Consider the following 25,213-nt stretch of genomic DNA (forward strand, 5'->3'; position numbering starts at 1 on the left):
GGTGTGCGCCGGGGTGGGCGTCGTCGGGGGTGTGGCGCCCGTCAGGGTCGGCGTCGTCCGGCCGTACGCCGACGTGGCCCTGCTCCCGGCGGAGCATCGCGCGGTCCCGCATCCCGAGGCCCTCCGTGCGGTCGGCGGGCAACTGGAGCCGCCCGGCCCGGTCGGGCATCGCGTACGCGCGGGCCACCGCCTCCTCCTCGCCCGTGGCCGCGTCGACCCCCGTGCGGCGCGGGATCTTCCGTGGACGTGCGGCCGTCGCGGAGGGCGGCCGTGCGGCGGACCTCGCGGGCGACCGCCCGGCCGTGGGCGACGATCACGACGGTCGTGCCCAGCTCGCCGTCGGCCCGCCGGAACGCCGCGAACACGCGTGGGCGGGCCCACGGCCCGGGAACGCCCGGCGCCGGTGCCCGAGGAGGCCGAACAGCACCACCGAAGCGGCCGACGGCCGCCGGCGCGCGCCCGTCCGCCCAGCGTGCGCCGCGGGCACCGTCCGGGCGGGTCAGCGGGTGACCCAGCCCCGCTCGTAGGCGTGCCAGCCCAGTTGGAGCCGGGTCGTCACGCCCGCCAGCTCCATCAGCCCCCTCACCCGCCGCTGCACGGTCCGCAGACCCAGGTCGAGCTGCTTCGCCACGCTCGCGTCCGTCATGCCCGCCAGCAACAGCGACAGGACCTCCAGGTCCGTCGCGTCCGGCCCCGGCGCCCGCTCCTCCGCCGGAACGCCGTCCACCGCGCCGAGCCGCAGCGGCACCGCGTCCCGCCACACCGCCTCGAAGAGCCCCGCCAGCGACTCCAGCAGCCCGCTCGCGTGCACCACCAGCGCCGCCGGCTCCGCGCCCCGGCCCGTCAGCGGCACCATCGCCAGCGACCGGTCCGCGACGACCAGCTTCGTCGGCACCCGGTCCACCACCCGCACCCGCTCGCCCCGGCGCAGCGCCGACGTCAGCTCCGCCACCCCCTCCGGCTGTTCCAGCACCTCCCGCTCCACCACGACCCGGTACGCCACGCCCCGCTCCGCGGCGCGCTCCTCCGCGTCGTTCTCCGGGCCCGTCACCACCACCGGCCGGCCCGTCACCAGGGCGCACACCTCCTCCGCCGCGCCGAGCTGGAGCTGCCGGAACCGGTGCGCCACCGCGCTCGCCCCGGTCACCACCTCCACCAGGTCGTGCACCGCCGGCTGGGCCGCCGCCTCCGCCCGGTACTCCTCCGCGAGCACCACCGCCGCCAGCTCGGCCTGCTCCAGTTCGTGCCGCTGCTGCGTCAGCAGCGCGCCCAGCGCCACCGCCGGAGGCGCCGCCACCCACCGGTCCGTGCGGTACGAGGACTGCGCGGCCAGGCCCTGCGCCTCCAGTCGCCGCAGCGTCCGCTCCGTCTCCCGCTCCGGCAGCGCCAACCGGTGCGCCAGGTCCGCGACCTCCGCCGCGCCCAGCGCCACCAGCGCCCGGTACGCGGCTTCCTGACGCTCGTCGAGCCCAATCGCGCTCAGCACCCGGACCCATCCTCCCCTCGGCCGTGGCGGGAAACGGCCACGGCGCAAACCCGCCGCGCCCATCATCCCCACACCACCCGCCACTCTGCCAAGGTGACGCCACCGCCGCACCAGCGGCCTCTCGGCCACTCGACCGTGGTCCGCGCCGTGGCGTCGTGCCGCACGACTCTGCGCGCGGCGCGCGCGGCCACGCGGCCCGCCGGGCTCCCTCCTTTATTGGGGAAGGAGGGCGCGCCCGGCGGGCCCTCCGGGGTGTCCCCGCCGGAGTTCCGTGCCCGGGACGCCTCCGCCGAGGACAATGAAGGCCATGAACCCACAGGGGGACGAGCCCTCCGACGACGACTGGTGGGAGCGGCTGTACGGCGATCCGGCCGCGGAGGCGGCCCCGGCCGCGACGGGCGACACCCTCGACGACCGCTACGCCTCCGCCTCCAGCACCCTCACCCCACCCCCCGCGCTCCCCGCGCCCCCGCCGCCCCGGCGCGCCCCGTCCGATGCGCCCCCGTGCGCCCCCGCTCCCCGGGAGGCCCGCCCCGCCCCGGGCCCCCGCACCGCCCCCGGCGGTCCCCGCTCGGCCCGCCCCGCGCCGGGCGGGCCGGCCCCCGACGGCCGCCCCGCCGGGCCCCGTCCGCCGCACGCCCGCGGCGGGGCGCCCGCGTACGACCCCGAGCCGACCGCCCTGCCCCCGGTCCGCCCCGGAGGGCCCGCCGACCCGGTCCCCGACACGGTGCTGGACGGCGCCCGCTACGGCACGTTCACGCTGCGCGCCGCCTCCACGCGCGGCGACGCGGCCCGGTCCCGCGGCGAGCCGCGCCGGGACGCCCTGCTCACCGCCCGGTTCGGCGCGGGGGAGGACCTGCTGGTGATGGTGGCCGTCGCCACCGGCGCCCGGGCCGGCGCCGAGGACGCGCACCGCGCCGCAGGGGACGCCTGCCGCCGGCTCGGGGAGGCCGTGGGCCGCCACCACGAGCGGCTCGCCCGGGACATCGCCGCCGGCCGCCGCGAGGACCTCGGACCGGGGCTGCGCCGGCTCACCGACCACGCGTACGGCGGGCTCCGCGCCCGCGCCGCCGGACGGGGCGCCGGCCCCGGCACGCACCCCGCCGGCCTGCACTGCCTGCTGCTGGGCGGCACCCCCGGCCACCGTACGCGGGTCTTCTTCGGCACCGGCGCGGGCGGCCTGTTCCGGTTGCGCGGCGGCGTCTGGCAGGACCTGGCGCCGCCGCCCGCCGTGCCGTTCCGCTTCCGGGCCTCCGTCGCCCGCCCGGGTGACACCCTGTTGCTCGCCGGCGGCGGCCTCGCCGAGCCCCTGCGCCACGAGCCCGCCCTCGCGCGGGAACTGGCCGCGCGCTGGGCGTCCGCGGACGCGCCGCCCGGGCTCGCCGCGTTCCTCACCGACACCCGACTGGGGGCGGAGGGGTACGCCGATGACCGTACGGCGGTGGCCCTCTGGGAGGCGTAACCGCGCGGGCCGTGCGTGGATGGACCCATGGCCAGACAGAACGTGGCGGAGCAGTTCGTCGACACCCTCGTCCGCGCCGGCGTCCAGAGGCTGTACGGGGTCGTCGGCGACAGCCTCAACCCGGTCGTGGACGCCGTCCGGCGCACCCGCGGCATCGAATGGATCCAGGTACGGCACGAGGAGAGCGCCGCGTTCGCGGCCGGGGCCGAGGCGCAGGTGTCCGGGCGGCTCGCCGCCTGCGCCGGGTCGTGCGGCCCCGGCAACCTCCACCTCATCAACGGCCTGTACGACGCGCACCGCTCCATGGCCCCGGTCCTCGCGCTCGCCTCCCACATCCCCTCCAGCGAGATCGGCCTCGGCTACTTCCAGGAGACCCATCCGGACCAGCTGTTCCAGCGGTGCAGCCACTACTGCGAAATGATCTCCAACCCGAAGCAGGTGCCCCGGCTGCTGCGCACCGCGGTCCAGCACGCCGTCGGGCGCGGCGGGGTGAGCGTGGTCGTCCTGCCCGGCGACGTCGCCGCCGAGCCCGCCCCCGAGAAGACCACCGCCCACGACCTGGTCACCACCCGCCCCACCGTGCGCCCCGGCGACGCCGAGATCGACGCGCTGGCCCGCATGGTCGACGCGGCCGACCGGATCACCCTGTTCTGCGGCAGCGGCACGGCCGGCGCCCACGCCGAGGTCATGGAGTTCGCCGAACGCGTCAAGGCCCCGGTCGGCCACGCCCTGCGCGGCAAGGAGTTCATCCAGTACGACAACCCCTTCGACGTCGGCATGAGCGGGCTGCTGGGGTACGGGGCCGCCTACGAGGCCACCCACGAGTGCGACCTGCTGATCCTGCTCGGCACGGACTTCCCGTACAGCGCCTTCCTCCCCGACGACGTGCGGATCGTCCAGGTCGACGTGCGGCCCGAGCGACTCGGGCGGCGCTCCCGGCTGGACCTCGCCGTGTGGGGCGACGTCCGTGAGACCCTGCGCTGCCTCGTGCCCCGCGTCCGCCCCAAGACGGACCGGCGGTTCCTCGACAAGATGCTGAAGAAGCACGCGGAGGCGCTGGAGGGCGTCGTCCGGGCGTACACCCGCAAGGTGGAGAAGCACACCCCGCTGCACCCCGAGTACGTGGCGTCCGTCCTCGACGGGCTCGCCGACGACGACGCGATCTTCACCGTCGACACCGGGATGTGCAACGTCTGGGCGGCCCGCTACCTCACCCCCAACGGGCGGCGCCGGATCATCGGCTCGTTCAGCCACGGCTCGATGGCCAACGCCCTGCCGCAGGCCATCGGCGCCCAGTTCACCCACCCCGGCCGCCAGGTCGTGACGCTGTCGGGCGACGGCGGCTTCTCCATGCTGATGGGCGACTTCCTCACCCTCGTCCAGTACGACCTGCCGGTGAAGGTGGTCCTGTTCAACAACTCCTCGCTCGGCATGGTCGAACTGGAGATGATGGTCTCCGGGCTGCCCTCGCACGGCACCACCAACCACAACCCGGACTTCGCCGCGCTCGCCCGCGCCGCCGGCGCCTACGGGGTGCGGGTGGAGAAGCCGAAACAGCTCGCGGGCGCCCTCAAGGACGCGTTCCGGCACCGGGGTCCGGCCCTGGTGGACGTGGTGACGGACCCGAACGCGCTGTCCATCCCGCCCAAGATCCGCGCCGAGATGGTGACCGGGTTCGCGCTCTCCGCCAGCAAGATCGTGCTGGAGGGCGGGGTGGGCCGGATGCTCCAGATGGCCCGTTCCAACGTGCGGAACATCCCGCGACCTTGACACCCCGCCGTGCCCCACTGCTCCCCTCCGTGCGCCCGCCGTCGGTGCTCCGGACGCGTGACACCACCGGTGCGGGGGCATGGATCCCGTGTGCCTGTTCGATGTGAGGGCCGATGACGTGGGTGGGGGCTATGAGTGGGCGTCAGGCAGGGGTCGGACCCATGGTGGACGGGCGGGACCAGGGCATACCCGGTGCGGTGTGGCTGCGCCGGCGGGTCCGGGCGGGCGACCTGACCGCGGTCGCCGGGATCAGGGCCGCGCTGCGGGAGTTATGGGGCCACCGGGTCGCCGATGACCCGGCGCACGCGGCGGAGCTGCTCACCAGTGAGCTCGTGACCAACGCGCTGGTCCACACGGCGCACGGCGCGGTCGTCACCGCGACGCTCGCCGGCGACGTGCTGCGGGTGGAGGTCCGGGACTTCGCTCCCGAGCCCCCCGACCCGTACGTGCCCGTGTCGGACGACGGCACGCACGGCAGGGGGCTGCTCCTCGTGCAGGCGCTCGCCGACGCGTGGGGGGTGCGGGCGCAGGGCGTCGGCAAGTCCGTGTGGTTCGAACTGACCGGGGTGAAACCGGTCGGCTGACACGCCGGTGGGCCCGCCGCTCCGCGCGGCGGGCCCACCGGCGTGCCGGGGCGGAACCTCAGCCGAACTGCTGCTCCAGGCTCTTGAGCTTCCGCTCCAGGGAGTCCAGCCGGGGGAGCGCCTGGGTGTCGTCCTCCGCCGTCAGGTCGACCGTGTGCGGCTCAGCCCCCTTCACGGCCTGCAGGGAGGGCCGGGAGCGGTGCGGCGGCTGTCCCGGCTCGGCTATGGCGGGCTCCGCCGCGGAGGCGCCCACGGCGGCCGGCGCGGAGCCCGGCGAGGCGATCGGGCCCGGTACGTCGACCCGGCGCCCGCCCCGCCCGGCCCCCCAGGCCCGGTGCTGCCGGTTGAAGGCGCGCAGCCGCGCCCGGTCCAGCTTCCGCTGCTCGCGCCGCCGGCGGCGGTCCGACTCCTTCTCGCGCCGGTCCTCCCGCACCTCCTCGACGGCCTCGTCCAGGGTCCGTACGCCCTCCAGGAGCATCAGCGACCAGGCGGCGAAGGTCTCGCGGGGCGCCCGCAGCCAGCGGACGATCCGGATCTGCGGCAGCGGGCGGGGGACCAGGCCCTGCTCGCGGAGGGCCGCCCGGCGGGTCTGCTTGAGCGCCCGGTCGAACAGCACGGCCGCCGACAGGGACATCCCCGCGAAGAACTGCGGGGCGCCGTCGTGGCCCAGGCCGCGCGGCGCGTGCACCCAGTTGAACCAGGCGGCGGCCCCGGCGAACAGCCAGACCAGCAGCCGGGAGCCGAGCGCCGCGTCGCCGTGGCTGGCCTCGCGCACGGCGAGCACCGAGCAGAACATGGCGGCGCCGTCGAGGCCGAACGGCACCAGGTACTCCCAGCCGCCCGACAGGTTCAGGTTCTGCCGGCCGAAGCCGACCAGGCCGTGGAAGGAGAGTGCGGCGGCGACGGCCGCGCAACAGAAGAGGAGCAGGTAGGAGGCGATGCCGTAGACGGCCTCCTTCCGCCGGCGGCGTTCCTCGCCGCGCTCCCAGGAGTCCTCGGCCGCGGCCTTCTCCCCGGCGCGCCTGCCGCGCGCGAGCACCGCCACCGCCGCGGCGGCTCCGACGAGCACCACACCGCCCGGGAGCAGCCAGTCCAGCGATATGTCGGTCAGTCTCATGGGGTGTCCCTCGTATCGCAGTGGGGCGTTTGGTGCGCCATCCTGGCCGAACGGTGGGGCGCGGCAGGGGGTTTCGGGGCAAGAGCACGCCATCGGGGCCCCGGGTGCCGCGAACGGGCGCCGTGCGATCGAACGACAGTACGAAGAACGTGTCGAGGGTTCGAATGAGGCCACTCGGACGGGTGGTGTGGGACGCGCCACGGACGGGCGCCGGATCGGGGCGATCGGTGTGATGCTGGTACCCGAGGCGGCCACTTCCGGGGCCGCGGGGCACCGAGGGCGGAGGACATGGGCAGTCAGCGGATCACCGTGCTCGGCGAGTGCGTCGCCGACGCCTTCGCCGATCCCGGCCGCGCGGCCGGGCCCGACGCCCTGTCGCTGCGCGTCCTGCCCGGCGGCGGCCCCGCCAACACCGCCGTCGCCCTCGCCCGGCTCGGCACGCCCGCCCGGTTCCTCGGGCGGCTCTCCGGCGACGTGTTCGGCAGGCTGTTCCGGGACCGCCTGCTGGCCTCCGGCGTGGACCTGACGGGCTGTGTGGAGGCGGCCGAACCGAGCACCCTGGCGGTCGCGGACGTGGACGTCCACGGCCACGCCTCGTACGCGTTCTTCGCGGAGGGCGCCGCCGACTGGCAGTGGACCGCCGCCGAACTGGCCGCCGCGCCCCTGGACGGCACGGTCTGCCTGCACACCGGCTCCCTCGCCCTGGTCCGGGAGCCGGGTGGCCGTCGCGTCGAGGAGTTCCTCGCCTCGGTGCGGGAGCGGGCCACCGTCTGCGTCGACCCCAACGTCCGCCCGCTGCTGGTGCCCCCGGCCGCGTACCGCGAGCGGATCGACCGCTGGTGCGCGCTCGCCGACGTCCTGCGCCTCAGCGAGGACGACCTCGCCCGGCTGCTGCCGGGCGTCGCCCCGGAGGACGCCTGCGACCGGTGGCACGCCGCGGGCGCCCGGCTCGTCGTCGTCACCCTCGGCGCGCGCGGGGCGCTCGCCTCGCTGGACGGCGCCCGCGTCACGGTCCCGGCCCCGCCCGCGGAGGTCGTCGACACGGTCGGGGCGGGCGACTCCTTCACGGCGGGCCTCCTGCACGCCCTGGCCGGCCTGGGCCGCCTGGGCGGACGCCTCGACGGGCTGACCCTGGACGAGACCGCCGCGAGTTGCGCGTACGCCGCCCTGGTCGCCGCCCGCACCTGCGCGGTCCCCGGCGCCGACCCGCCCTGGGCGGCGGACCTCCCCCGGCCGCCGGGCCGCCTGCCGTGACGCCGGGCCGCCTGCCCTGACCGGCCGTCAGCCCGCCGTCGACGTCAGCCTGCGGACGCGGTCCGCGTCGCAGGTGCGGGGGCAGGTGACGCAGGTGTCCTCGGGGCGGAGGGTGTAGAAGAGGCAGCAGCTCGCCCGGTCGCGGGTGGGCAGCGACCGGCCGTCGGGTGCCGTCAGCGCGCGGAACCCGGCCGGACCCACGTACGGCTTCGCCGTCCCCGGCAGCAGCAGCTCCAGCTCGGCCAGGGCGCGCGGCTCCTCGCCGAGCAGGCCCGCGACGTACCAGACGCCCTCGACGACCTCGTCCGTCGCCATGCCCCACAGCGCCCGCCCGCGGCGCCGCATGCGCGGGCCGAACCCCTCCAGCACGGGGGCGATGTGCTCGGCGACCGCCGCCCGCACCTCGGCCCGCAGCGCCTCCTCGTCGGGGACGACCCGGGCGCCGGGCAGGGCGGCGGCCGGGTCGCCCGGCAGGCACGCGAACTCCCGTACCCGCACGGCCATCCGGCCCAGCGTCCGCTGGAACGCCACGTCGGCGACCGGCACCCGCGGCACCCGGCGGTGCAGGAACCACGGCACCGTCACCAACAGGCAGGCGGGCCAGGCGTACCGGTGGAGGCCGAAGCTCGCGACGACGTCCGGGCGGGCCGGCACGCCGTAGTCGCGCAGCACCTGCGCCTCGTCCCAGGCGAGGAACGCGTCGAGCGCGGGGCCGCCGGCCGCCAGCTCGTCCGCGCGGACCCAGCCGTCGCCGCGCGGCGCCGGCTCGCCCTCCGCGAGCTCGTGCACGCGCAGGCCGGGGAAGACCTCGGAGAGACGGGCGTACGAGGCCGCGACGGGCGACGCGGGAGCGGAGGGCAGCAGTGCGGAGAGAGACATGCAGGACCACCGAATCGCGATCGTTTGCAGGTTAGCCTTACCTTAGCCGATCTGATCGATGTGTACCCCCCCGCCCCGTCCGCCTATCGTGCACACAGGGCCCCCGCACCAGCGAGCCGGGCCCTTGCGCACAGCGGCAGGAGGACCCGAGTGGAGCAGGGCAGGGCCCGGGAGGCGGCGGAGCGGCCGGAGCGGCGCCCGCACGCCGCCCACCGCGTCCCCGGACAGGTCCGCGGCGCGCACGACCACGGCGAACCGCCGCCGCCCGGCACGCCCCGGTCGGTCCGGCGGCACTCCGTGCGCGGCCAGGTCCTCGACGCGCTGCGCGCCGCGCTCGTCGGCGGCGACCTCGTCCCCGGCCGGGTGTACTCCGCCCCCGCCCTGGGCCTGCGCCTCGGCGTCTCCGCGACCCCCGTGCGGGAGGCGATGCAGCAGCTGGCCGTCGAGGGCGCCGTCGAGGTCGTCCCGAACCGCGGCTTCCGCGTCGTCGAGCGCACCCCGCGCGAACTCGCCGAACTGGCCGAGGTCCGCGCCCTCATCGAGGTCCCGGTCATGCTGCGCCTCGCCCGTACCGTCCCCGCCGAGCGGTGGGCGGAGCTGCGCCCCCTGGCCGAGGCCACCGCGGTCGCCGCCGCGCACGGCGACCTCGCCACCTACGGGGAGGCCGACCGCGCCTTCCACCGCGCCCTGCTCCGCCTCGCCGGCAACGAGCAGCTGGTCGCCGTCGCCGACGAGCTGCACCGCCGCTCGCAGTGGCCCCTCGTCAGCCCGCCCGCCACCCGCCGCGCCGACCTCGTCGCGGACGCCGCGGAGCACGGCGCGCTCCTCGACGCGCTGGCCGCCGGGGACCTGACGGTCGTCCAGTCGCTGGTCAGTGAGCACTTCACGGGCGCCCGGGGCTGACGGGCGGCGGAGAGGGACGGCAGTGCGCGCCACGGTATGGACGGTCGCCAACGCGCTCGGCGTGGTCGCCGGCACCCCCGGCGAGCTGCTCACCGCCCTGCTGGACGCCCCGCGCCGCCCCGACCGCGTCGTCCTGCCCGCCGACACGCCCGGCGTCCGCGAACTGGCGGCCGAACTGCGCGTCCTGGGCCACGTCGAAGTCGCCCTCGAAGAACCCGCGCCGCACCGGCCCGCCGCCCCGCGGGGCCGCCCGCGCCTGTCCGACCCGCGCGCGGTCTGCGCCGCCGACCCCGTACGGGTGACCCGCGCGTACGAGGACGGGCCCGGCGCGCACGGAGGGCTGCGCACCGCGTGGCTGCGGGCCGGCCAGGCGCTCGTACGGGACGGCCAGACCCCCGCCGACCGGGCCCTGGCCCTGCTGGCCGCCCTGCCCGGGGACGCCGCGGCGGCCCTGCGGGCCGAGTTGGCCGCCCTCGCCGCGGGCGCGCCCTGGACGGTGGCCGACGTCCGGGAGGGCCGGGTGACGGCGCTGACCGTGTGCGGCGGGCGGCCGGTCGAGAGCGGCGACCCGCGCACCAGGGCGGTGGCCTGCCTGGGGGACGGCACGCGGCTGACCCTCGACGAGCGGGGCCGGCTGCGCACGCCGGCGGCGCCCGCGCCGCGCCTGGTGGAGGCGGTGGCGGCGACCCTCGCGACCCACCCGGCCACCGCGCTCGCGGCCGTCGGCGACACGGTCCTCACCGGGGACCGGATGGGCTCCGCGCACGCCTTCAGCCTCTCCGGGCTGCGCCAGGCGGCGCTCCACTCCGGCCGGGTCACCGCCCTCGCGGCGACCGCGGGGCCCCTCGCCTACAGCGGCGGCGCCGACGGCACCGTACGCGCCTGGCGGCCCGACGGGGCCGCGGGCGACGCTCCCGTCGTGGCCCGGCGCCCGCACCCGGTGGCCGCCCTGCACGCGCGGGGCACGGCCTTGGCGGTCGCCTGGGCGGACGGGCTGGTGGAGCTCCGCGACCTGGAGGCGCGCGCCGCGCGCCCGTTCCGGCCGGGGCCGGCCGTGCGGGCGGTCGCGGTGCTCCCCGACGGTTCCCTGGCGGTCGGCACGGACACCGCGTGCGTACGGCTCCGGCCCGCGTGACGGTCCGGAGCGACGCCCCGGTGTGACGGTCCGGTGCGACGGACCAGTGCGACGCCCCGGTGCGACGGTCCGGTGGGACGCGCCGGGGCGCTGCCGCTCAGCTCTCCCGCGCCCGGCGGGTCCGCGAGCGGTTCTCCTTGCGCAGCGCCTCCACCAGCTCCGCCTTCGACATGTGCGACCGGCCCTCGACGCCCAGCCGCTTCGCCATGTCGTACAAGTGCTGCTTCGAGGCGTTCTCGTCGACGCCTTCGCCGCTGCGGGCCGGCTCGCCGCGCGGGGCCGCGGCGCGCGGGTCGGAGGGGCCCTTGCGGCCCCCTTCCTTCCGCTCCCAGTGGTCGCCCACCTTCTCGTGCGTGTGCTTCAGCGCGCTGAAGGCGACCCGGTGGGCCCGCTCCCCCTCGCCGTACTGCTCGACGGCCGAGTCGTGGGCCTTGATCCAGGTCCGTTGGACGTCCTCCGCGGACCGCTCCAGCGTCGAGGGCAACTCCTCACGCCCTGGCATGCAGATCACCTCCGGGGATCCCCTGGGACGGACGCCGGACGTGTGCCCCCGCCGCCGTCCCCGAAACGCGCCGTGCCCCGACCGGCCGCCGCCCCGGTGCCCGAGCCGCCGCCCCGGTGCGGGACGCCACCGGCCGCGCCCCCGCGCCCCTGCCCGGGAACCCGCCACCGCGCTCGGCCGGGGGCCAAGGGGCCCGCGGGCCGGGGGCGGGCGCCGGTCAGGGCGCGGGCACCGCCGCGACCAGGCGGCCCGCACCCGGGAAGAGAAGCCGGTCGAGGGGCCGGTGGCCCCAGTCCTCGGCGCGGTGGAAGCAGACGTCGCTGGGGAACGGGGCGCCCCGCAGGTCCGCCGCGTGCGTGCCGGCCGGCAGGTCCGCGAGCGCGGCCGTCAGGGGGTCGCCGGAGCCTACGAACTCCTCGACGGGCACCGGGCGGGTCCAGGGCTCGCCCGTGTTCGGGAAGAAGGAGCGCGTGGCGTCCCGCACGGCGCGCGCGAAGTCACCGGTCGCCGCCGCCTCGCGTGCGTACCGGGCGACGGTCAGCAGCAGGTGCGGCAGCGACTCGGCGAGCACGGTCACCTCCGGGTCCTCGCGCAGTTCGGCCGGACCGGCCGGCACCGACACGACGTACCCCCAGGTGCCGCTCTCCGCGTCGACACGCACCTGTACGAGGGCGCCCCGGCGCGCGTGCCGGGCGAGCGCCACCGGCCAGTACGCCCCGTCGCCGCCCATCATGCGGTGCGCCTCCGGGTCGACCGCGTGCTCGGGCGCGCCCGGTAGGAGCCGCAGCGGCGGCATGCCGTCCACGGCCACGGCGCCGATCTCCCGGAGCACGGTCCGGACGTCCTCCGGCACGGGCACCGGCCAGGCGTCCATGGCGGCGTCCGCGCAGCCCGGCCCCAGTACCACCCGGTCCGGGAACGCGGCGGCGAGCGCGCGCAGTTCCGCGACGGCCCGCGCCGGGGCGTTCGCCGGGACGCGGTGCCGGGTGACGGGGCGGTCGAGGAAGTCGCCGCTGACGTCGCTGCGCACCAGCAGCGCCCGGCCGTCACCGGCGAGCCGCAGGACGGTCTCGCTGCCGCCGGTGTCGGCGGTGCCGTGGCCCAGCGAGTAGTACGGCTCCCAACGGACCGCGCAGGGGTGGCCGGGCGGGGTGCGCAGGTCCACCAGGTCGGTGAGGGAGGCGCCGCGCCCGACGAGCGCGGCCAGTTCGGGGTCGCCGCCCTCCGCGACGGCGACGGTGGGGACGGCGGGGACGGAGACGGCCGGCGCCGGGCGGTCGTCGAGGTCCTCGGCGCCGCCGCCGAGCAGCTCCGCCACGGCGAGCAGCCAGTCGGTGAACGTCGGTGCCTCGATCGTCAGTTCGTGGTCGTCGAGCCGCTGGAGGAGGGAGACGACCGGGCCCCAGTCGGCCCGCCCCTCCGCGTCCCCTGCGCCTTCCGTGCCTTTTGCGTCTTCCGTGTCCTCCGCGCCCTCTACGTCCCCCGAGGCGTTGCCGTTGCCGTTGCCGTTGCCGTTGCCGTTGCCGTTGCCGTTGCCGTTGCCGCTGCCGACACCGACGTACAGCGTGCCCTCCCCGTGCGACAGGGCGCCCAGCTCCCACAGGCCGTCGTGGCGCGCGGGACCCGGCCCGAACCGGTACGGCACGCCGCCGACGGTGATGCCGCCGGTCTCGCGGAGCACGGTCCGGACGGCCTCCGGCACCGGCGCGGGCCAGCCGTCGAGCACGGCGTCGGCGGAGCCGCCGAGGAGGGCGATGTCGTCCGGCCGGCGGGCGGCCAGGGACCGCAGCGCCGCGACCGCCTCCACCGCCCGCTCCCGCGCGCGCGTGTGCCCGGTGTCCGTCATGTCCGCCCCCGTGTGGTGCCGTCGCCGTACCGTCCGCGCGATGATCCACGCGGCGGCCCGGCGTGTCCAGCCGGGACCGGCCGGGGACCGCCGGGGTCAGACCGCCGGGTGCGGCGCCAGGTGCGCGGCGAGCCACGTCGGTACGCCGCCCAGGAGGTGGAACAGCCGCCGCGCCTCCGCCCGCAGGCGGCTCGCCTCCGGCTCGGGCTCGGCGTCCGCGAGCGCGGCCAGCGCCGGGGCCGTGCCCACCAGGTAGCCCAGTTCCTCGCGCAGCCGCAGCGACTCCGCGAACCCGTGCCGGGCCTCGGCGAGTTCGCCCTCGCGCAGCGCGAGTCCGGCCAGGTGGCGCCAGGTGAACGACATCAGGAGCGTGTCGCCCTGCGCGGTCGCCGCCGCGTGGGCCCGCCGGTACGCGGCGCGGGCGGCCTGCGGCGCGTCCGCGAGGTACTGGGAGAGCAGCCCGCGCCGGAAGTCCAGCAGCGCGCGCCCCGGCGAGGACGGCCCGAGCAGCGCCGCCGCCCGGCCGAGCGCCGCCCGCGCCTCGTCCGCCCGGTCGCGTACGCCGTGCAGCGTCGCCGCGTACGCCAGGTAGCCGCGCTCGCAGGCGGCGGCGCCGCGGTCGTCGTCGGCCTGGGCCACGGCCTCGGCGGCGCGCAGCGCGTCCTCGGCCTCCGCCCACCCCGTCTCCGTGTAGAGGCACCGCTCGATCAGCAGCGCGGCCCGCTGCACCGCGACGGGCGGGTCGTCGGCGCCGGGGGCGAGCAGGGCGGCCGCGTCGGTCCAGCAGGCGCGGGAGCGCAGCCGCCATACCGCGGTCTGGAGAGGATCGTCACCTTCGGTCGTTCCGGAACCAGACATGGCGGTATGCGCCACATTGCCCTCCCCGAGCGCACCGTTGGGCTGTTGAGTCCGGACGCATCACAGCACGGAAACGCACACCCGGCCAAGGGGTCGAGTGAATTGATTCACAATCACCTGCCGGCGGGGTCGCGGGGCGCGCCGCCGCCCGGGGGCGGCAGCGCCAGGTGATCGCCACCGTCGAGGGGGCGGGAACCCGTGGGTGGCGGCGGGTGACGTTCCGTCGAAAAGGTGAACCCCTGCGTGGCCGCCGCGGCTGACGGCGGCCGGCGGGGCGCGGGGGCGCGGCGACCACCGGGCCCCGCCCTGCGGCGCGCCGCCGGCCGGGGCACGCCGCCCGCGGCGGCGCGGCGGCAACCGTGCCCCGCGCGGCCGCGCGGCGGCGCGGGGCGCGTCCGGGGCGAGCAGCGCCGGCCCGCCGCGGCCGGGGTGCACGCGCGCGTGGCGCGACGCGGGCGGCGGCACGGCGGCCCGCCCGGGCGGCGCCCCGTGCGACCCGGCCGCCGGTGCCCACCGGAGGCCGGGGGAGGGGCTGTGGAGCCGGTCCGTTCCGTCAAGCCGCCACTGCCGCCCGCCGGGGCCGGGCGGTGCGGTCCACGGCGGCGCGCACCTTCGCCACCGCCCCCGCCGACCGGGCCGCCCCCGCGACCGGGCCGCGCTCGCCGCACCCGCCGCGCCGGTGGCGCCCGCCGCCGGGCCGGTCGTGGCGGCCCCGGGGGCGGGCGGGGGGCGCGGGCCCGGGCGGGGGCCCCCCCCAGCCCGAGACCCCCCCCACCCGCGCCCCGCAGCGGCCGCCCCCCCCGCCCCGGGCCCCGCCGCCCCCCCCCCGCGGCCGGGTGGCCCCCCCCGGCGCCCCCCGGCCCCGGGCCCGTGCGCGCGGCGGGCGCCACCGGGGCCCGGGCCGTCGCCGTGCTCGGCGTCGTCCTCCCGAGCCGGCGCCCGGGCCGTCGCCGCGCTCGCCGCCCCCGTCTTCGTACGGGCGACGGCGACCCGGTGGGGGACGGACCCCTTCCCGCGACCCCGCCCACCGGGTCCCCGCCGGTCCGCGCGGACGGGTCCTCGACGGGCCCGTCCGCTTCGCGCCCGTTCCGGCGGACCGCCCGCCGTGGCGTCAGGACATGCGCAGCGCCAGGAAGAAGTCCAGCTTGTCCTCCAGGCGCGACAGGTCGCGACCCGTCAGCTGCTCGATGCGGCCCACGCGGTACCGCAGCGTGTTGACGTGCAGGTGCAGCCGGGTCGCGCAGCGCGTCCAGGAGCCGTCGCAGTCGAGGAACGCCTCCAGGGTGGGGATCAGCTCCGCCCGGTGGCGCCGGTCGTAGTCGCGCAGCGGGTCCAGGAGCCGCGCCGTGAACGCGCGGCGCACGTCGTCCGGGACGAACGGCAGCAGCAGCACGTGCGACGCCAGCTCGTGGTGGCCCGCCGCGCAGACCCGGCCGGGGCGCGCCGCAGCGACCCGGCGGGCGTGCCGGGCCTCCTCCAGGGCGCCGCGCAGCCCCTCCGCCGAGTGCACGGCCGCGCTGACGCCCAGCGTGAGCCGCCCGTCGTCGGCGAGGCCCGCCGACAGCGGCGCCCGCACGGCGGCCAGCAGCCGCTCCGCGTGCAGCCCGGGCCCGGCGCCGTCCGCCGCCGCCCCGGTGCCCGGCCGCTCCGCCCCGCCGTCCGCCGCGGTGTCCTCGTCGGACGCGGGCGCCGGGTCGGCGACCGGCAGCGGTACGAGCGCGATCGCCTCGTCCCCGGAGTGCGCCACGGCGATCCGGTCGGCCGGGTCCGCCCCCGTCGCCGCCGGGTCGACCAGCACCTCCTCCAGCAGCGACTGCGCGACCGGACCCGCCTCGACGGCGCCGTCCCCGCTCCACTCGACGCGCGCCACGACGACCTGCCAGTGCGGGGCCGTACCCAGCCCGGGCAGCAGGACCGGCGCGGCCACCCGCAGCCGGGCCGCGACCTCCGCGGGCGCGGCGCCCGCCTGCACCAGCTCCAGCACCTCCTGGGCGAGCCGGCGCCGTACCGTGCGCGCGGCGTCCCGGCGGTCGCGCTCCACGGCGATCAGCTGCGTGACGCCCTGGAGCAGGTCCAGCCGCGCCGCCGGCCAGTCACCGGCGTCCGCCTCCACGGCGAGCAGCCAGTCCGACAGCACCGTCTCGCGCACGTCCCGGGCCGCCGGTGCGGCGCCGCGTCCGGTGTTGCGGATCGGGAAGAGCGAGTACGTGGTCCCCCCGACCTGCGCCCGGTGCGGGCCGCGCCGCCCGGCGCGGGCCGCAGCCAGGTGCTCGCCGGCGAGGGCGGAGGCCACGTCGGCGGGCAGCGGCGCGCCGGCGCCCGCGACGCGCCGCCCGGTCGGAGACAGGACCCAGGCGCGCAGGTCCAGGTCGGAGCCGAGCAGGTCGAGGACGACCTCGGGCCCGCCGCCGGCCGGACCGGAGGTCATCAGCCGCCGGTGCCGGTCGACGACCGCGGCGAGGTCCCCGGCGCGCTCCCCGGACACCTGTCGAACGACATGTTCCGTGATCTTCGCGAACGCGACGGACTCGTGGACCGCGAAGAGGGGCAGCCGGTGGCGCGAACACGCCTGCACGAGGTCGTCCGGGACGGCGCCCAGCTCCGCCTCGCCGGCCGCGAGCCCCGCCACTCCGGCGGCCGCCAGGATCCGCACGAACGGCTCGGAGTCCGCCGCGTCCCGCCGCCACGCCAGGCCGGTGAGGACCAGCTCACCGCCGGACAGGTAGCGGCTGGGGTCCCTGAGGTCCGTGGTCATGACGCCGCGCACGGCGCGGTCGAGCTCGTCCTCGCCGCCGAGCAGCCGCAGCCCCAGCGCGTCGGTCTCCAGCAGTGCGCGCAGCCGCATGTCCTTGCCGCCGATCCTTCTCGTGGTGTCTCGTCGGAAGCGGTGACCCGCGTCACCGTTTCCGGGGGAAAACGAAGAGGTTACCGATCCCCGTCTTTCGTTCGAATCTACAAGACGGTGGGCGCCGCCAGCCAATTCCTTCATGTTTTCGGTGACTGCACCGGGCGGAGCACGGGTGGGTGTACTGAGCCCATCAAGCGTGAACACCACAGGAACACCCCAGGGCCGGCCGTCCCCGAGCCCCGGTGGACATCCCGGTCACACCGATCAAAGAGAGCCACTCATGGACTTCCTTCGCCCCGCCAGCTGGGAGGAGGCGCTCGCCGCCAAGGCGGAGCACCCCACGGCTGTGCCCATCGCGGGTGGCACCGATGTCATGGTCGAGATCAACTTCGATCACCGGCGGCCCGAGTACCTCCTGGACCTCAACCGCGTCGAGCCGCTCGGCGAGTGGGAGGTCGGCGAGGAGACCGTCCGGCTGGGCGCCTCCGTCCCGTACGCCCGCATCATGGAGCACCTGCGGGCCGAGCTGCCCGGCCTCGCCCTGGCCTCCCACACCGTCGCCTCGCCGCAGATCCGCAACCGCGGCGGCGTCGGCGGCAACCTCGGCACCGCGTCCCCCGCCGGGGACGCCCACCCCGCGCTGCTCGCCGCCGGGGCCGAGGTCGAGGTCGAGTCGGTGCGCGGCACCCGCCTCATCCCCATCGACGCGTTCTTCACGGGCGTGAAGCGCAACGCCCTCCAGCCGGACGAGCTCATCAAGGCCGTCCACATCCGGAAGGCCGACGGCCCGCAGCAGTACTCCAAGGTGGGTACCCGCAACGCCATGGTGATCGCGGTCTGCGCCTTCGGCATCGCCCTCCACCCGGAGACCCGCACGGTCCGCACGGGCATCGGCTCCGCGGCCCCCACCCCGATCCGGGCGCGGGAGGCCGAGGAGTTCCTGAACGCCGCGCTGGAAGAGGGCGGATTCTGGGACAACGGCAAGATCATCACCCCGTCGATCGCCAAGCAGTTCGCGGAGCTGGCCTCCGCCGCCTGCAACCCGATCGACGACGTACGCGGCACCGCCCGGTACCGGCGGCACGCCGTCGGCATCATGGCCCGCCGCACCCTCGGCTGGACCTGGGAACAGTACCGCGGCAGCGCCCGCACACTCGAAGGAGCGGCATGACCATGCGCGTCCACTTCACGGTCAACGGCCGTCCGCAGCAGGCCGACGACGTCTGGGAGGGCGAGTCCCTCCTCTACGTCCTGCGGGAGCGCCTCGGCCTCCCCGGCTCCAAGAACGCCTGCGAGCAGGGCGAGTGCGGCTCGTGCACCGTCCGCCTCGACGGCGTCCCCGTCTGCTCGTGCCTCGTCGCCGCGGGCCAGGTCGAGGGGCGCGAGGTCGTCACCGTCGAGGGCCTCGCCGACTACGCCCGGCAGCGCGCCGAGGGCGGCTCCGGCGCCTCCGGGGCCCGCGGCACGAGCCCGGAGGACGCCAAGGGCTGGTCCGCGCACGGCACCGGCCCGCGGCCCGGAGCGGGCGCCCCCTCCCCGCACGCGGCGCTCGCCCCCATCCAGCAGGCGTTCATCGACGCGGGCGCCGTCCAGTGCGGCTTCTGCACCCCGGGCCTGCTCGTCGCGGCCGACGAGATGCTGGAGCGCAACCCGTCCCCGACGGACGAGGACATCCGCGAGGCGCTCTCCGGCAACCTCTGCCGCTGCACCGGCTACGAGAAGATCCTGGACGCCGTCCGCCTGGCGGCCGCCCGCCAGGAACGTCAGGGAGAGGCGGTCTGACCCCCATGACCACGGCGCAGAACACCCGGGCCGCCGCGGCCCCGGCCGGCACCCCCACCCAGGTCACCCAGGGCTCCCAGGGCACCAGGGGCGGCATCGGCGAGTCCACCCTCCGCCCCGACGGCACCCTCAAGGTCACCGGCGAGTTCGCCTACTCGTCCGACATGTGGCACGAGGACATGCTGTGGGGCCAGATCCTCCGGTCGCCCGTCGCCCACGCCGAGATCGTCTCCATCGACACCTCCGAGGCCCTCGCCCAGGCCGGCGTGTACGCCGTCCTCACCCACGACGACCTGCCGACCGCGGTGAGGCACTACGGCCTGGAGATCCGCGACACCCCGGTCCTCGCCCACCGCGTCGTACGCCACCACGGCGAACCCGTCGCCGTGGTCGCCGCCGACCACCCCGAGACCGCGCGGCGCGCCGCCGCCAAGATCAAGGTCGAGTACCGGGAGCTGCCCGTCGTCACCGACGAGGCGTCCGCCCTCGCCCCCGGCGCGCCGGTCCTGCACCCGGACCGCGACGACCACCACGCCGACCACGTCCCGCACCCGAACGTCCTGCACCGCCAGCCGATCGTCCGCGGCGACGTCGGGGCGGCCCGCGCGCGGGCCGACGTGATCGTCGAGGGCGAGTACACCTTCGGCATGCAGGACCAGGCGTTCCTCGGCCCGGAGTCCGGTCTGGCCGTGCCCGCCGAGGACGGCGGGGTCGACCTGTACGTCGCCACGCAGTGGCTGCACTCCGACCTCCGCCAGATCGCCCCCGTCCTCGGCCTGCCCGAGGAGAAGGTCCGCATGACGCTCTCCGGCGTCGGCGGCGCCTTCGGCGGCCGCGAGGACCTGTCGATGCAGATCCACGCCTGCCTGCTGGCCCTGCGCACGGGCAAGCCCGTCAAGATCGTCTACAACCGCTTCGAGTCGTTCTTCGGACACGTCCACCGCCACCCGGCGAAGCTGCACTACGAGCACGGCGCCACCAAGGACGGCAGGCTCACCCACATGAAGTGCCGGATCGTGCTGGACGGCGGCGCCTACGCCTCCGCCTCCCCGGCCGTCGTCGGCAACGCCGCCTCCCTCTCCGCCGGCCCGTACGCCATCGACGCCGTCGACATCGAGGCGCTCGCCCTCTACACCAACAACCCGCCCTGCGGCGCCATGCGCGGCTTCGGCGCCGTCCAGGCGTGCTTCGCGTACGAGGCGCAGATGGACAAGCTCGCCGCGAAGCTCGACATGGACCCGGTCGAGTTCCGCCGGCTCAACGCCATGGAACAGGGGACGGTCATGCCGACCGGGCAGCGCGTCGACTCCCCGGCCCCGGTCGCCGAGCTGCTGCGCCGGGTCAAGGCCCGCCCGCTGCCGCCGGAGCGCCAGTGGGAGAGCACCGAGGGGGCCGACGTGCGCGCCCTGCCCGGCGGCCTGTCCAACACGACGCACGGCGAGGGGGTCGTCCGGGGCGTCGGCTACGCCGTCGGCATCAAGAACGTCGGCTTCTCGGAGGGCTTCGACGACTACTCCACCGCCCGGGTGCGCCTGGAGGTCGTCAACGGCGAGGCCGTCGCCGCCGTCCACACCGCGATGGCGGAGGTCGGCCAGGGCGGCGTCACCGTCCACGCCCAGATCGCCCGTACGGAACTGGGGGTCACCCGGGTGACGATCCACCCCGCCGACACGCGCGTCGGCTCCGCCGGCTCCACCTCCGCCTCCCGCCAGACGTACGTCACCGGCGGGGCCGTGAAGAACTCCTGCGAACTGGTCCGGGAGAAGGTCCTGGAGCTGGGCCGCCGCAAGTTCGGCACCTACCACCCGGCCTGGGCCCACGCCGAGCTGCTCCTGGAGAACGGCAAGGTCGTCACCGACAACGGCGAGGTCCTCGCCGACCTGGCGGACGTCCTGGAGGACGAGGTCGTCGAGGTCGAGGCCGAGTGGCGGCACCGCCCCACCGAGCCCTTCGACCGGCTCACCGGCCAGGGCAACGGTCACGTCCAGTACTCGTTCGCCGCCCACCGCGCCGTCGTCGAGGTGGACACCGAACTGGGCCTCGTCAAGGTCGTCGAGCTGGCCTGCGCCCAGGACGTCGGCAAGGCCCTCAACCCGCTGTCCGTCGTCGGCCAGATCCAGGGCGGCACCACCCAGGGCCTGGGCATGGCGCTCATGGAGGAGATCGTCGTCGACCCGAAGACCGCGAAGGTGAAGAACCCCTCCTTCACGGACTACCTCATCCCCACCATCCTCGACACGCCGACGATCCCCGTCGACGTGCTCGAACTCGCCGACGAGCACGCCCCCTACGGGCTGCGCGGCATCGGCGAGGCCCCGACCCTGTCGTCCACCCCGGCCGTCCTCGCGGCGATCCGGAACGCGACGGGGCTGGAGCTGAACAGGACGCCGGTGCGCCCCGAGCACCTCACCGGCACGGCATGACCGCGGGGGGTCCCTCCCCCCGCACCCCACGGCCCTCCGGGCGGCGCGCCTCCACCGGGAACGTCACAGGTCCGCGGCCCGCGCCGCCCGGAGCCCCCCACGCACCACCCCGTTCGTCTCGGGCCGTCCCCCGGGTCGTGCAGCCAGGCAGCATCCCAAATCCCGCGCACGGGGCCCGGAACCGGAGCCCCGCGGGTGCCCCTGTGAACCTTGGGAGTAGGCACCATGACCCAGTCGTCAGTGGAGCCGGAGACCGCGTCGAAGGACGCGGGCGACGGCTCACACGTCCCCGCCGGACGGTCTTGGCCCGACCGGTACTTTCACATCACCCGCAGAGGATCCTCCGTCGCGCGCGAGGTGCGCGGCGGCGTCACGACCTTCATGGCCATGGCGTACATCCTCCTGCTCAACCCGCTGCTCCTCGGCGGCGCGGACGTGCTCGGGAACGAGCTGAGCCAGCCCGCCCTGATCACGGCCACCGCCCTCGCGGCGGCGGTCACCACCCTGGCGATGGGCCTCATCGGCAAGGTCCCGCTCGCGCTGGCGGCGGGCCTCAGCGTCGCGGGCGTCGTCTCCACCCAGGTCGCGCCCCACATGACCTGGCCGCAGGCCATGGGCATGTGCGTCGTCTACGGCGCGGTGATCTGCCTGCTGGTGGTCACCGGCGTCCGCGAAGTCATCATGAACGCGATACCCCTGGCCTTGAAGCACGGCATCACGATGGGCATCGGCCTCTTCATCGCGATGATCGGCTTCGTCAACGCGGGCTTCGTCGGCAAGGGCCAGGGCGGCGGCCCCGTCACCCTCGGCGTCGGCGGCTCGCTCACCGGCTGGCCGGTCGTCCTGTTCACCGTCACCCTGCTGCTGATCTTCATGCTCCAGGCCCGCAAGGTCCCCGGCGCCATCCTCCTCGGCATCGCCGTCGGCACGGTCGCCTCCGTCGCCGCCACCGCGACCGGCCTGATCGAGGAGACGGCGTGGGGCGGCCGGCCGCCCGTCCTGCACGGCGGCATCGTCTCCATGCCGGACTTCTCGCTCCTCGGGCAGGTCGAGTTCGGCGGCTGGGAGCAGCTCGGCTACGCCACCGTCGGCACGATCGTCTTCACGCTGGTGCTGGCCGGCTTCTTCGACGCGATGGCCACCATCATCGCCGTCGGCCAGGAGGCCGGGCTCGCCGACGCCCGCGGCCGGATGCCCGGCCTCAACAAGGCGCTGTTCATCGACGGGGCGGGCGGGGCGGTCGGCGGCGTCACCAGCGCCTCCGGCCAGACCGTGTTCATCGAGTCCGCGACCGGTGTCGGCGAGGGCGCCCGCACCGGCCTGTCCTCCTCGGTCACCGGCCTGCTCTTCGCCGCCTGCCTGTTCTTCACCCCGCTCACCCAGCTCGTCCCCGGCCAGGTCGCCTCCGCCGCCCTGGTCGTGATCGGCGCGATGATGCTGCAGAACGCCCGCCACGTCGACTGGGGCGACTGGTCGGTGGCCGTGCCGGTCTTCCTGACGGTCGTGCTGATGCCGTTCACGTACACGATCACCACGGGGGTCGGCGCCGGTGTCATCGCCCACTGCGCGATCAAGGCCGCACAGGGCAGGTGGCGCGAGCCCAGCGCCCTGATGTGGATCCTCTCCGCGGTGTTCGTCCTCTACTTCGCCACCGGCGCCGGACACTGACGGTCCCGCCCCCTCCCCACCACCGTTTCGCAGCCAAGGAGGCCGCCATGCTGGACATCGCCGACGAGCTCGGCCCGTGGGTCGAGCAGGGACGCGCGTGCGCCGTCGCCACGGTCGTGGCGGTCACCGGCAGCGCGCCCCGGCTGCCCGGTGCCGCGCTCGCCGTGGACCGCGACGGCACCGCGATCGGCTCGGTCTCCGGCGGCTGTGTGGAGGGGGCCGTCTACGAACTGTGCCGGCAGGCGATCGAGGACGGCGAGACCGTCGTCGAACGCTTCGGCTACAGCGACGAGGACGCCTTCGCGGTCGGCCTGACCTGCGGCGGGGTCATCGACGTCCTCGTCACCCCGGTCCGCGGCGGGGTCTACGCCGACGCGCTGGCCGCCGCCGCGGGCGGGCGGGCCGCGGCCCTCGTCCGCGTCGTCGACGGCCCGCGCGAGCTGATGGGCACGGCCCTCCTCGTACGGCCCGACGGCGCGTACGAGGGCGGCCTGGGCGGCCATCCCGAACTGGACCGCACGGCCGCCGCCGAGGCCCGCGCCCTGCTGGACGCCGGCCGCACCGGTACGGTCACCGTCGGCGCGGAGGGCGCCCGGTGCGGGCAGCCGCTCACCCTGCTCGTCGAGTCGAGCGTCCCGCCGCCCCGCATGATCGTCTTCGGCGCCGTCGACTTCGCCTCCGCGCTCGTCCGCGTCGGCAAGTTCCTCGGCTACCACGTGACCGTCTGCGACGCCCGCCCGGTCTTCGCGACCCCCGCCCGCTTCCCCGAGGCGGACGAGATCGCCGTCGCCTGGCCGCACGAGTACCTGGACACCACCGAGGTCGACGCCCGCACGGCGCTGTGCGTCCTCACCCACGACGCCAAGTTCGACATCCCGCTCCTCCGGCGCGCCCTGCGCCTCCCCGTCGCGTACGTCGGCGCCATGGGCTCCCGCCGCACCCACGAGGACCGCGTGCGGCGGCTGCGCGAGGCCGGCGTCACCGAGCGCGAGCTGGCCCGCCTGCGCTCGCCGATCGGCCTCGACCTGGGCGCCCGCACCCCGGAGGAGACGGCCCTGTCGATCGGCGCCGAGATCGTCGCCGACCGCCGGGGCGGCAGCGGCGCCTCCCTGACCGGCGCCCGCACCCCGATCCACCACGACGGGCCGACCGCCACCGACGGCCGGATGGAGCCGGCCGCCTGACGCTTCGCCCGGGAGACGGCCCCTTGGCCCGGTCCGGGGTGCCGGGCCGGGCGGAGAGGACCCAGCGCCGGTCGGCGGCGCCGCCCGCGTCCGCGCGGGCACCGGAGACGCCGGTCGGCGGCCCCGGCCCGGACGGGCCGCGCCCGGCCTCCGGCTCGCCCCCTCGCGACTCCTGCGGTGTAAGGGCCTTGACGGGCGCACGGGACGGGCGGGAGTCTCGGTGGGAGCGCTCCCAAGCCTCCTCCGACCCATGACGAAGGGCTGTCCATGAGCCTGCGCACCCGCGCCCCCGGCCGCCTCAGAGCCGCCGCCGCCCTGCTGACCCTCCCGCTCGCCCTGACCGCCGGCCTCCTCACCGGCCCCGCCGCCGCCCAGGAGGGCGCCGCCGCCCAGGAGGGCGCCGCCGCGCGGGAGGGCGCCGCGCCGTCCGCCCGCGGCGCCGCCCTGCACGTCCCCGCCCCCAACCCGGGCGCCCTCACCCAGGTGAAGGAGCTCGTACGGGAGGGGCGGTTCACCGACGCGGTCGGGCTGCTGCGCATGGTCCGCACCCCGCAGGCCGTCTGGTACCACGCCGGGACGCCGCAGGAGGTCCACGACGAGGTCCGCGCCGTCGTCCGCAAGGCCGCCCGCGAGGGCACCGTCCCGGTGCTCGCCCTGTACAACATCCCCGGCCGCGACTGCTCCAACTACTCGGGTGGCGGCGCCTCCACCACCGCCGAGTACCAGGCGTGGGTCGACGCCGTCGCCCGCGCCATCGGCGGTCGCCAGGCGATCGTCGTCCTCGAACCCGACTCCCTCGCGCTGCTGCCCTCCGACTGCGGCCAGGACGACGCCCAGGGCACCCGTACCGCCGCCCGCTACACCGAGGTCCGGTACGCCGCCTCCCTCCTCGCCGGGCTGCCCCGCACCAAGGTCTACCTCGACGCCGGGCACCCCGGCTGGCACGGCGTCCGCTCCCTCGTGCCCCGCCTCCTCAAGGGCGGCGTCGACGACGCCACCGGCTTCTACCTGAACGTCTCGAACTACCACACCGACGCGGCCAACGTCCGCTACGGCAAGCTGATCTCCGCCTGCCTGGCGTACGCGGCCGACGGCGGCGACGCGGCGCACTGCCCCGACCAGTGGACGCCGCCCGCCGAGGCCGACGCCTGGATCGCCGAGCACGTGCGCACCGACCCGGCGCGGATGAAGCACTTCGTCACCGACTCCAGCCGCAACGGCCGCGGCCCCTGGACCGCGCCCGCCGGCGTCTACCCGGACCCGCAGGAGTGGTGCAACCCGCCGGACCGCGGCCTGGGCGCCCGCCCGACGACCCGCACCGGCGAGCCGCTCCACGACGCGCGCCTCTGGATCAAGATCCCCGGCGAGTCGGACGGCCTGTGCCTGCGCGGGACCCCCGGCCCCGAGGACCCCGCCCGCGGCATGGTCGACCCCAAGGCGGGCGCCTGGTTCCCGGAGCAGGCCCTGGAGCTCGTACGGCTGGCCCAGCCGCCGATCGTCTGAGGCGCCGCG

19 protein-coding genes and 1 pseudogene are annotated in these 25,213 nt (G+C 76.8%); 12 read left to right on the forward strand and 8 right to left on the reverse strand.

All coding sequences use genetic code 11. From position 1 onward, the window contains the following. Positions 1-52: 52 nt before the first annotated feature. Together AC07D6_RS23010 and AC07D6_RS23015 are read right to left on the reverse strand one after the other, a co-directional pair. A pseudogene (locus tag AC07D6_RS23010) lies at positions 53-368 on the reverse strand (ABC transporter ATP-binding protein); the annotation flags it as partial. A gap of 131 nt (positions 369-499) precedes the next feature. Then, positions 500-1,486 carry a helix-turn-helix domain-containing protein gene (locus tag AC07D6_RS23015; RefSeq protein ID WP_315880443.1) on the reverse strand — a complete coding sequence of 329 codons (987 nt, stop codon included), beginning with the start codon at positions 1,484-1,486 and terminating at the stop codon, positions 500-502. A 307-nt stretch (positions 1,487-1,793) separates the two neighbouring features. Here AC07D6_RS23015 and AC07D6_RS23020 point away from each other — a divergent pair, with 307 nt between their 5' ends. The 3 genes from AC07D6_RS23020 to AC07D6_RS23030 all read left to right on the forward strand — a co-directional run bounded on the left by AC07D6_RS23020 (position 1,794) and on the right by AC07D6_RS23030 (position 5,302). Further along, positions 1,794-2,948: a protein phosphatase 2C domain-containing protein gene (locus AC07D6_RS23020; RefSeq protein WP_479047083.1), complete on the forward strand. Its 1,155-nt coding sequence runs from the start codon at positions 1,794-1,796 to the stop codon at positions 2,946-2,948. Between the two features lie 27 nt (positions 2,949-2,975). Next, positions 2,976-4,718 carry a pyruvate dehydrogenase gene (locus AC07D6_RS23025; protein WP_315880441.1) on the forward strand — a complete coding sequence of 581 codons (1,743 nt, stop codon included), beginning with the start codon at positions 2,976-2,978 and terminating at the stop codon, positions 4,716-4,718. A gap of 161 nt (positions 4,719-4,879) precedes the next feature. Then, entirely contained in the window at positions 4,880-5,302 is a 423-nt protein-coding gene (locus tag AC07D6_RS23030) for an ATP-binding protein (protein ID WP_479047085.1), read from the forward strand. Positions 5,303-5,360: 58 nt separating this feature from the next. Here AC07D6_RS23030 and AC07D6_RS23035 read toward each other — a convergent pair whose 3' ends face one another. Next, on the reverse strand, positions 5,361-6,419 hold the full coding sequence (locus AC07D6_RS23035) for a DUF2637 domain-containing protein (RefSeq protein WP_315880439.1): 1,059 nt from the start codon (positions 6,417-6,419) through the stop codon (positions 5,361-5,363). Between the two features lie 288 nt (positions 6,420-6,707). Here AC07D6_RS23035 and AC07D6_RS23040 point away from each other — a divergent pair, with 288 nt between their 5' ends. Beyond that, positions 6,708-7,673, forward strand: a complete 966-nt coding sequence (locus tag AC07D6_RS23040) for a carbohydrate kinase family protein (RefSeq protein WP_315880438.1) — start codon at positions 6,708-6,710, stop codon at positions 7,671-7,673. A gap of 27 nt (positions 7,674-7,700) precedes the next feature. Here the strand turns inward: AC07D6_RS23040 and AC07D6_RS23045 are convergent, their stop codons facing one another. Then, positions 7,701-8,552: a (2Fe-2S)-binding protein gene (locus AC07D6_RS23045; RefSeq protein ID WP_479047088.1), complete on the reverse strand. Its 852-nt coding sequence runs from the start codon at positions 8,550-8,552 to the stop codon at positions 7,701-7,703. Positions 8,553-8,702: 150 nt separating this feature from the next. On the opposite strand from AC07D6_RS23045, the gene AC07D6_RS23050 reads away from it, so the two are divergent. Next, positions 8,703-9,455: a GntR family transcriptional regulator gene (locus AC07D6_RS23050; RefSeq protein ID WP_479047090.1), complete on the forward strand. Its 753-nt coding sequence runs from the start codon at positions 8,703-8,705 to the stop codon at positions 9,453-9,455. Between the two features lie 22 nt (positions 9,456-9,477). Next, positions 9,478-10,590, forward strand: coding sequence for a hypothetical protein (locus AC07D6_RS23055; RefSeq protein ID WP_479047092.1), 1,113 nt, complete (start codon positions 9,478-9,480; stop codon positions 10,588-10,590). A gap of 97 nt (positions 10,591-10,687) precedes the next feature. Here AC07D6_RS23055 and AC07D6_RS23060 read toward each other — a convergent pair whose 3' ends face one another. The 4 genes from AC07D6_RS23060 to AC07D6_RS23075 form a co-directional block, all read right to left on the reverse strand. Then, positions 10,688-11,092, reverse strand: a complete 405-nt coding sequence (locus tag AC07D6_RS23060) for a ChaB family protein (protein WP_479047095.1) — start codon at positions 11,090-11,092, stop codon at positions 10,688-10,690. Between the two features lie 217 nt (positions 11,093-11,309). Next, entirely contained in the window at positions 11,310-12,938 is a 1,629-nt protein-coding gene (locus tag AC07D6_RS23065) for a hypothetical protein (protein WP_479047097.1), read from the reverse strand. Positions 12,939-13,034: 96 nt separating this feature from the next. After that, positions 13,035-13,796, reverse strand: a complete 762-nt coding sequence (locus AC07D6_RS23070; protein WP_315880432.1) for a hypothetical protein — start codon at positions 13,794-13,796, stop codon at positions 13,035-13,037. Positions 13,797-14,907: 1,111 nt separating this feature from the next. After that, positions 14,908-16,641 carry a PucR family transcriptional regulator gene (locus AC07D6_RS23075; RefSeq protein WP_479047100.1) on the reverse strand — a complete coding sequence of 578 codons (1,734 nt, stop codon included), beginning with the start codon at positions 16,639-16,641 and terminating at the stop codon, positions 14,908-14,910. Positions 16,642-16,924: 283 nt separating this feature from the next. Here AC07D6_RS23075 and AC07D6_RS23080 point away from each other — a divergent pair, with 283 nt between their 5' ends. From AC07D6_RS23080 to AC07D6_RS23105, 6 genes are all read left to right on the forward strand, one after another. Further along, a complete protein-coding gene (locus AC07D6_RS23080) occupies positions 16,925-17,815 on the forward strand; it encodes an FAD binding domain-containing protein (RefSeq protein WP_479047103.1) in 891 nt (296 codons plus the stop codon). Between the two features lie 2 nt (positions 17,816-17,817). Continuing rightward, positions 17,818-18,426, forward strand: a complete 609-nt coding sequence (locus AC07D6_RS23085) for a (2Fe-2S)-binding protein (protein ID WP_479047315.1) — start codon at positions 17,818-17,820, stop codon at positions 18,424-18,426. Between the two features lie 5 nt (positions 18,427-18,431). Continuing rightward, the gene (pucD, locus tag AC07D6_RS23090; protein WP_315880429.1) at positions 18,432-20,849 is read left to right on the forward strand and encodes a xanthine dehydrogenase subunit D; all 2,418 of its coding nucleotides are present in this window, start codon (positions 18,432-18,434) and stop codon (positions 20,847-20,849) included. 225 nt (positions 20,850-21,074) lie between these two features. Then, positions 21,075-22,517, forward strand: coding sequence for an NCS2 family permease (locus AC07D6_RS23095; RefSeq protein ID WP_479047106.1), 1,443 nt, complete (start codon positions 21,075-21,077; stop codon positions 22,515-22,517). A gap of 47 nt (positions 22,518-22,564) precedes the next feature. Continuing rightward, positions 22,565-23,701: an XdhC family protein gene (locus AC07D6_RS23100; RefSeq protein WP_479047109.1), complete on the forward strand. Its 1,137-nt coding sequence runs from the start codon at positions 22,565-22,567 to the stop codon at positions 23,699-23,701. 267 nt (positions 23,702-23,968) lie between these two features. Further along, complete coding sequence (locus AC07D6_RS23105; RefSeq protein WP_479047111.1) at positions 23,969-25,204, forward strand: glycoside hydrolase family 6 protein; 1,236 nt, start codon at positions 23,969-23,971, stop codon at positions 25,202-25,204. Positions 25,205-25,213 lie beyond the last annotated feature (9 nt).

The sequence above is a fragment of the Streptomyces sp. NPDC045287 genome (genome assembly GCF_056432325.1).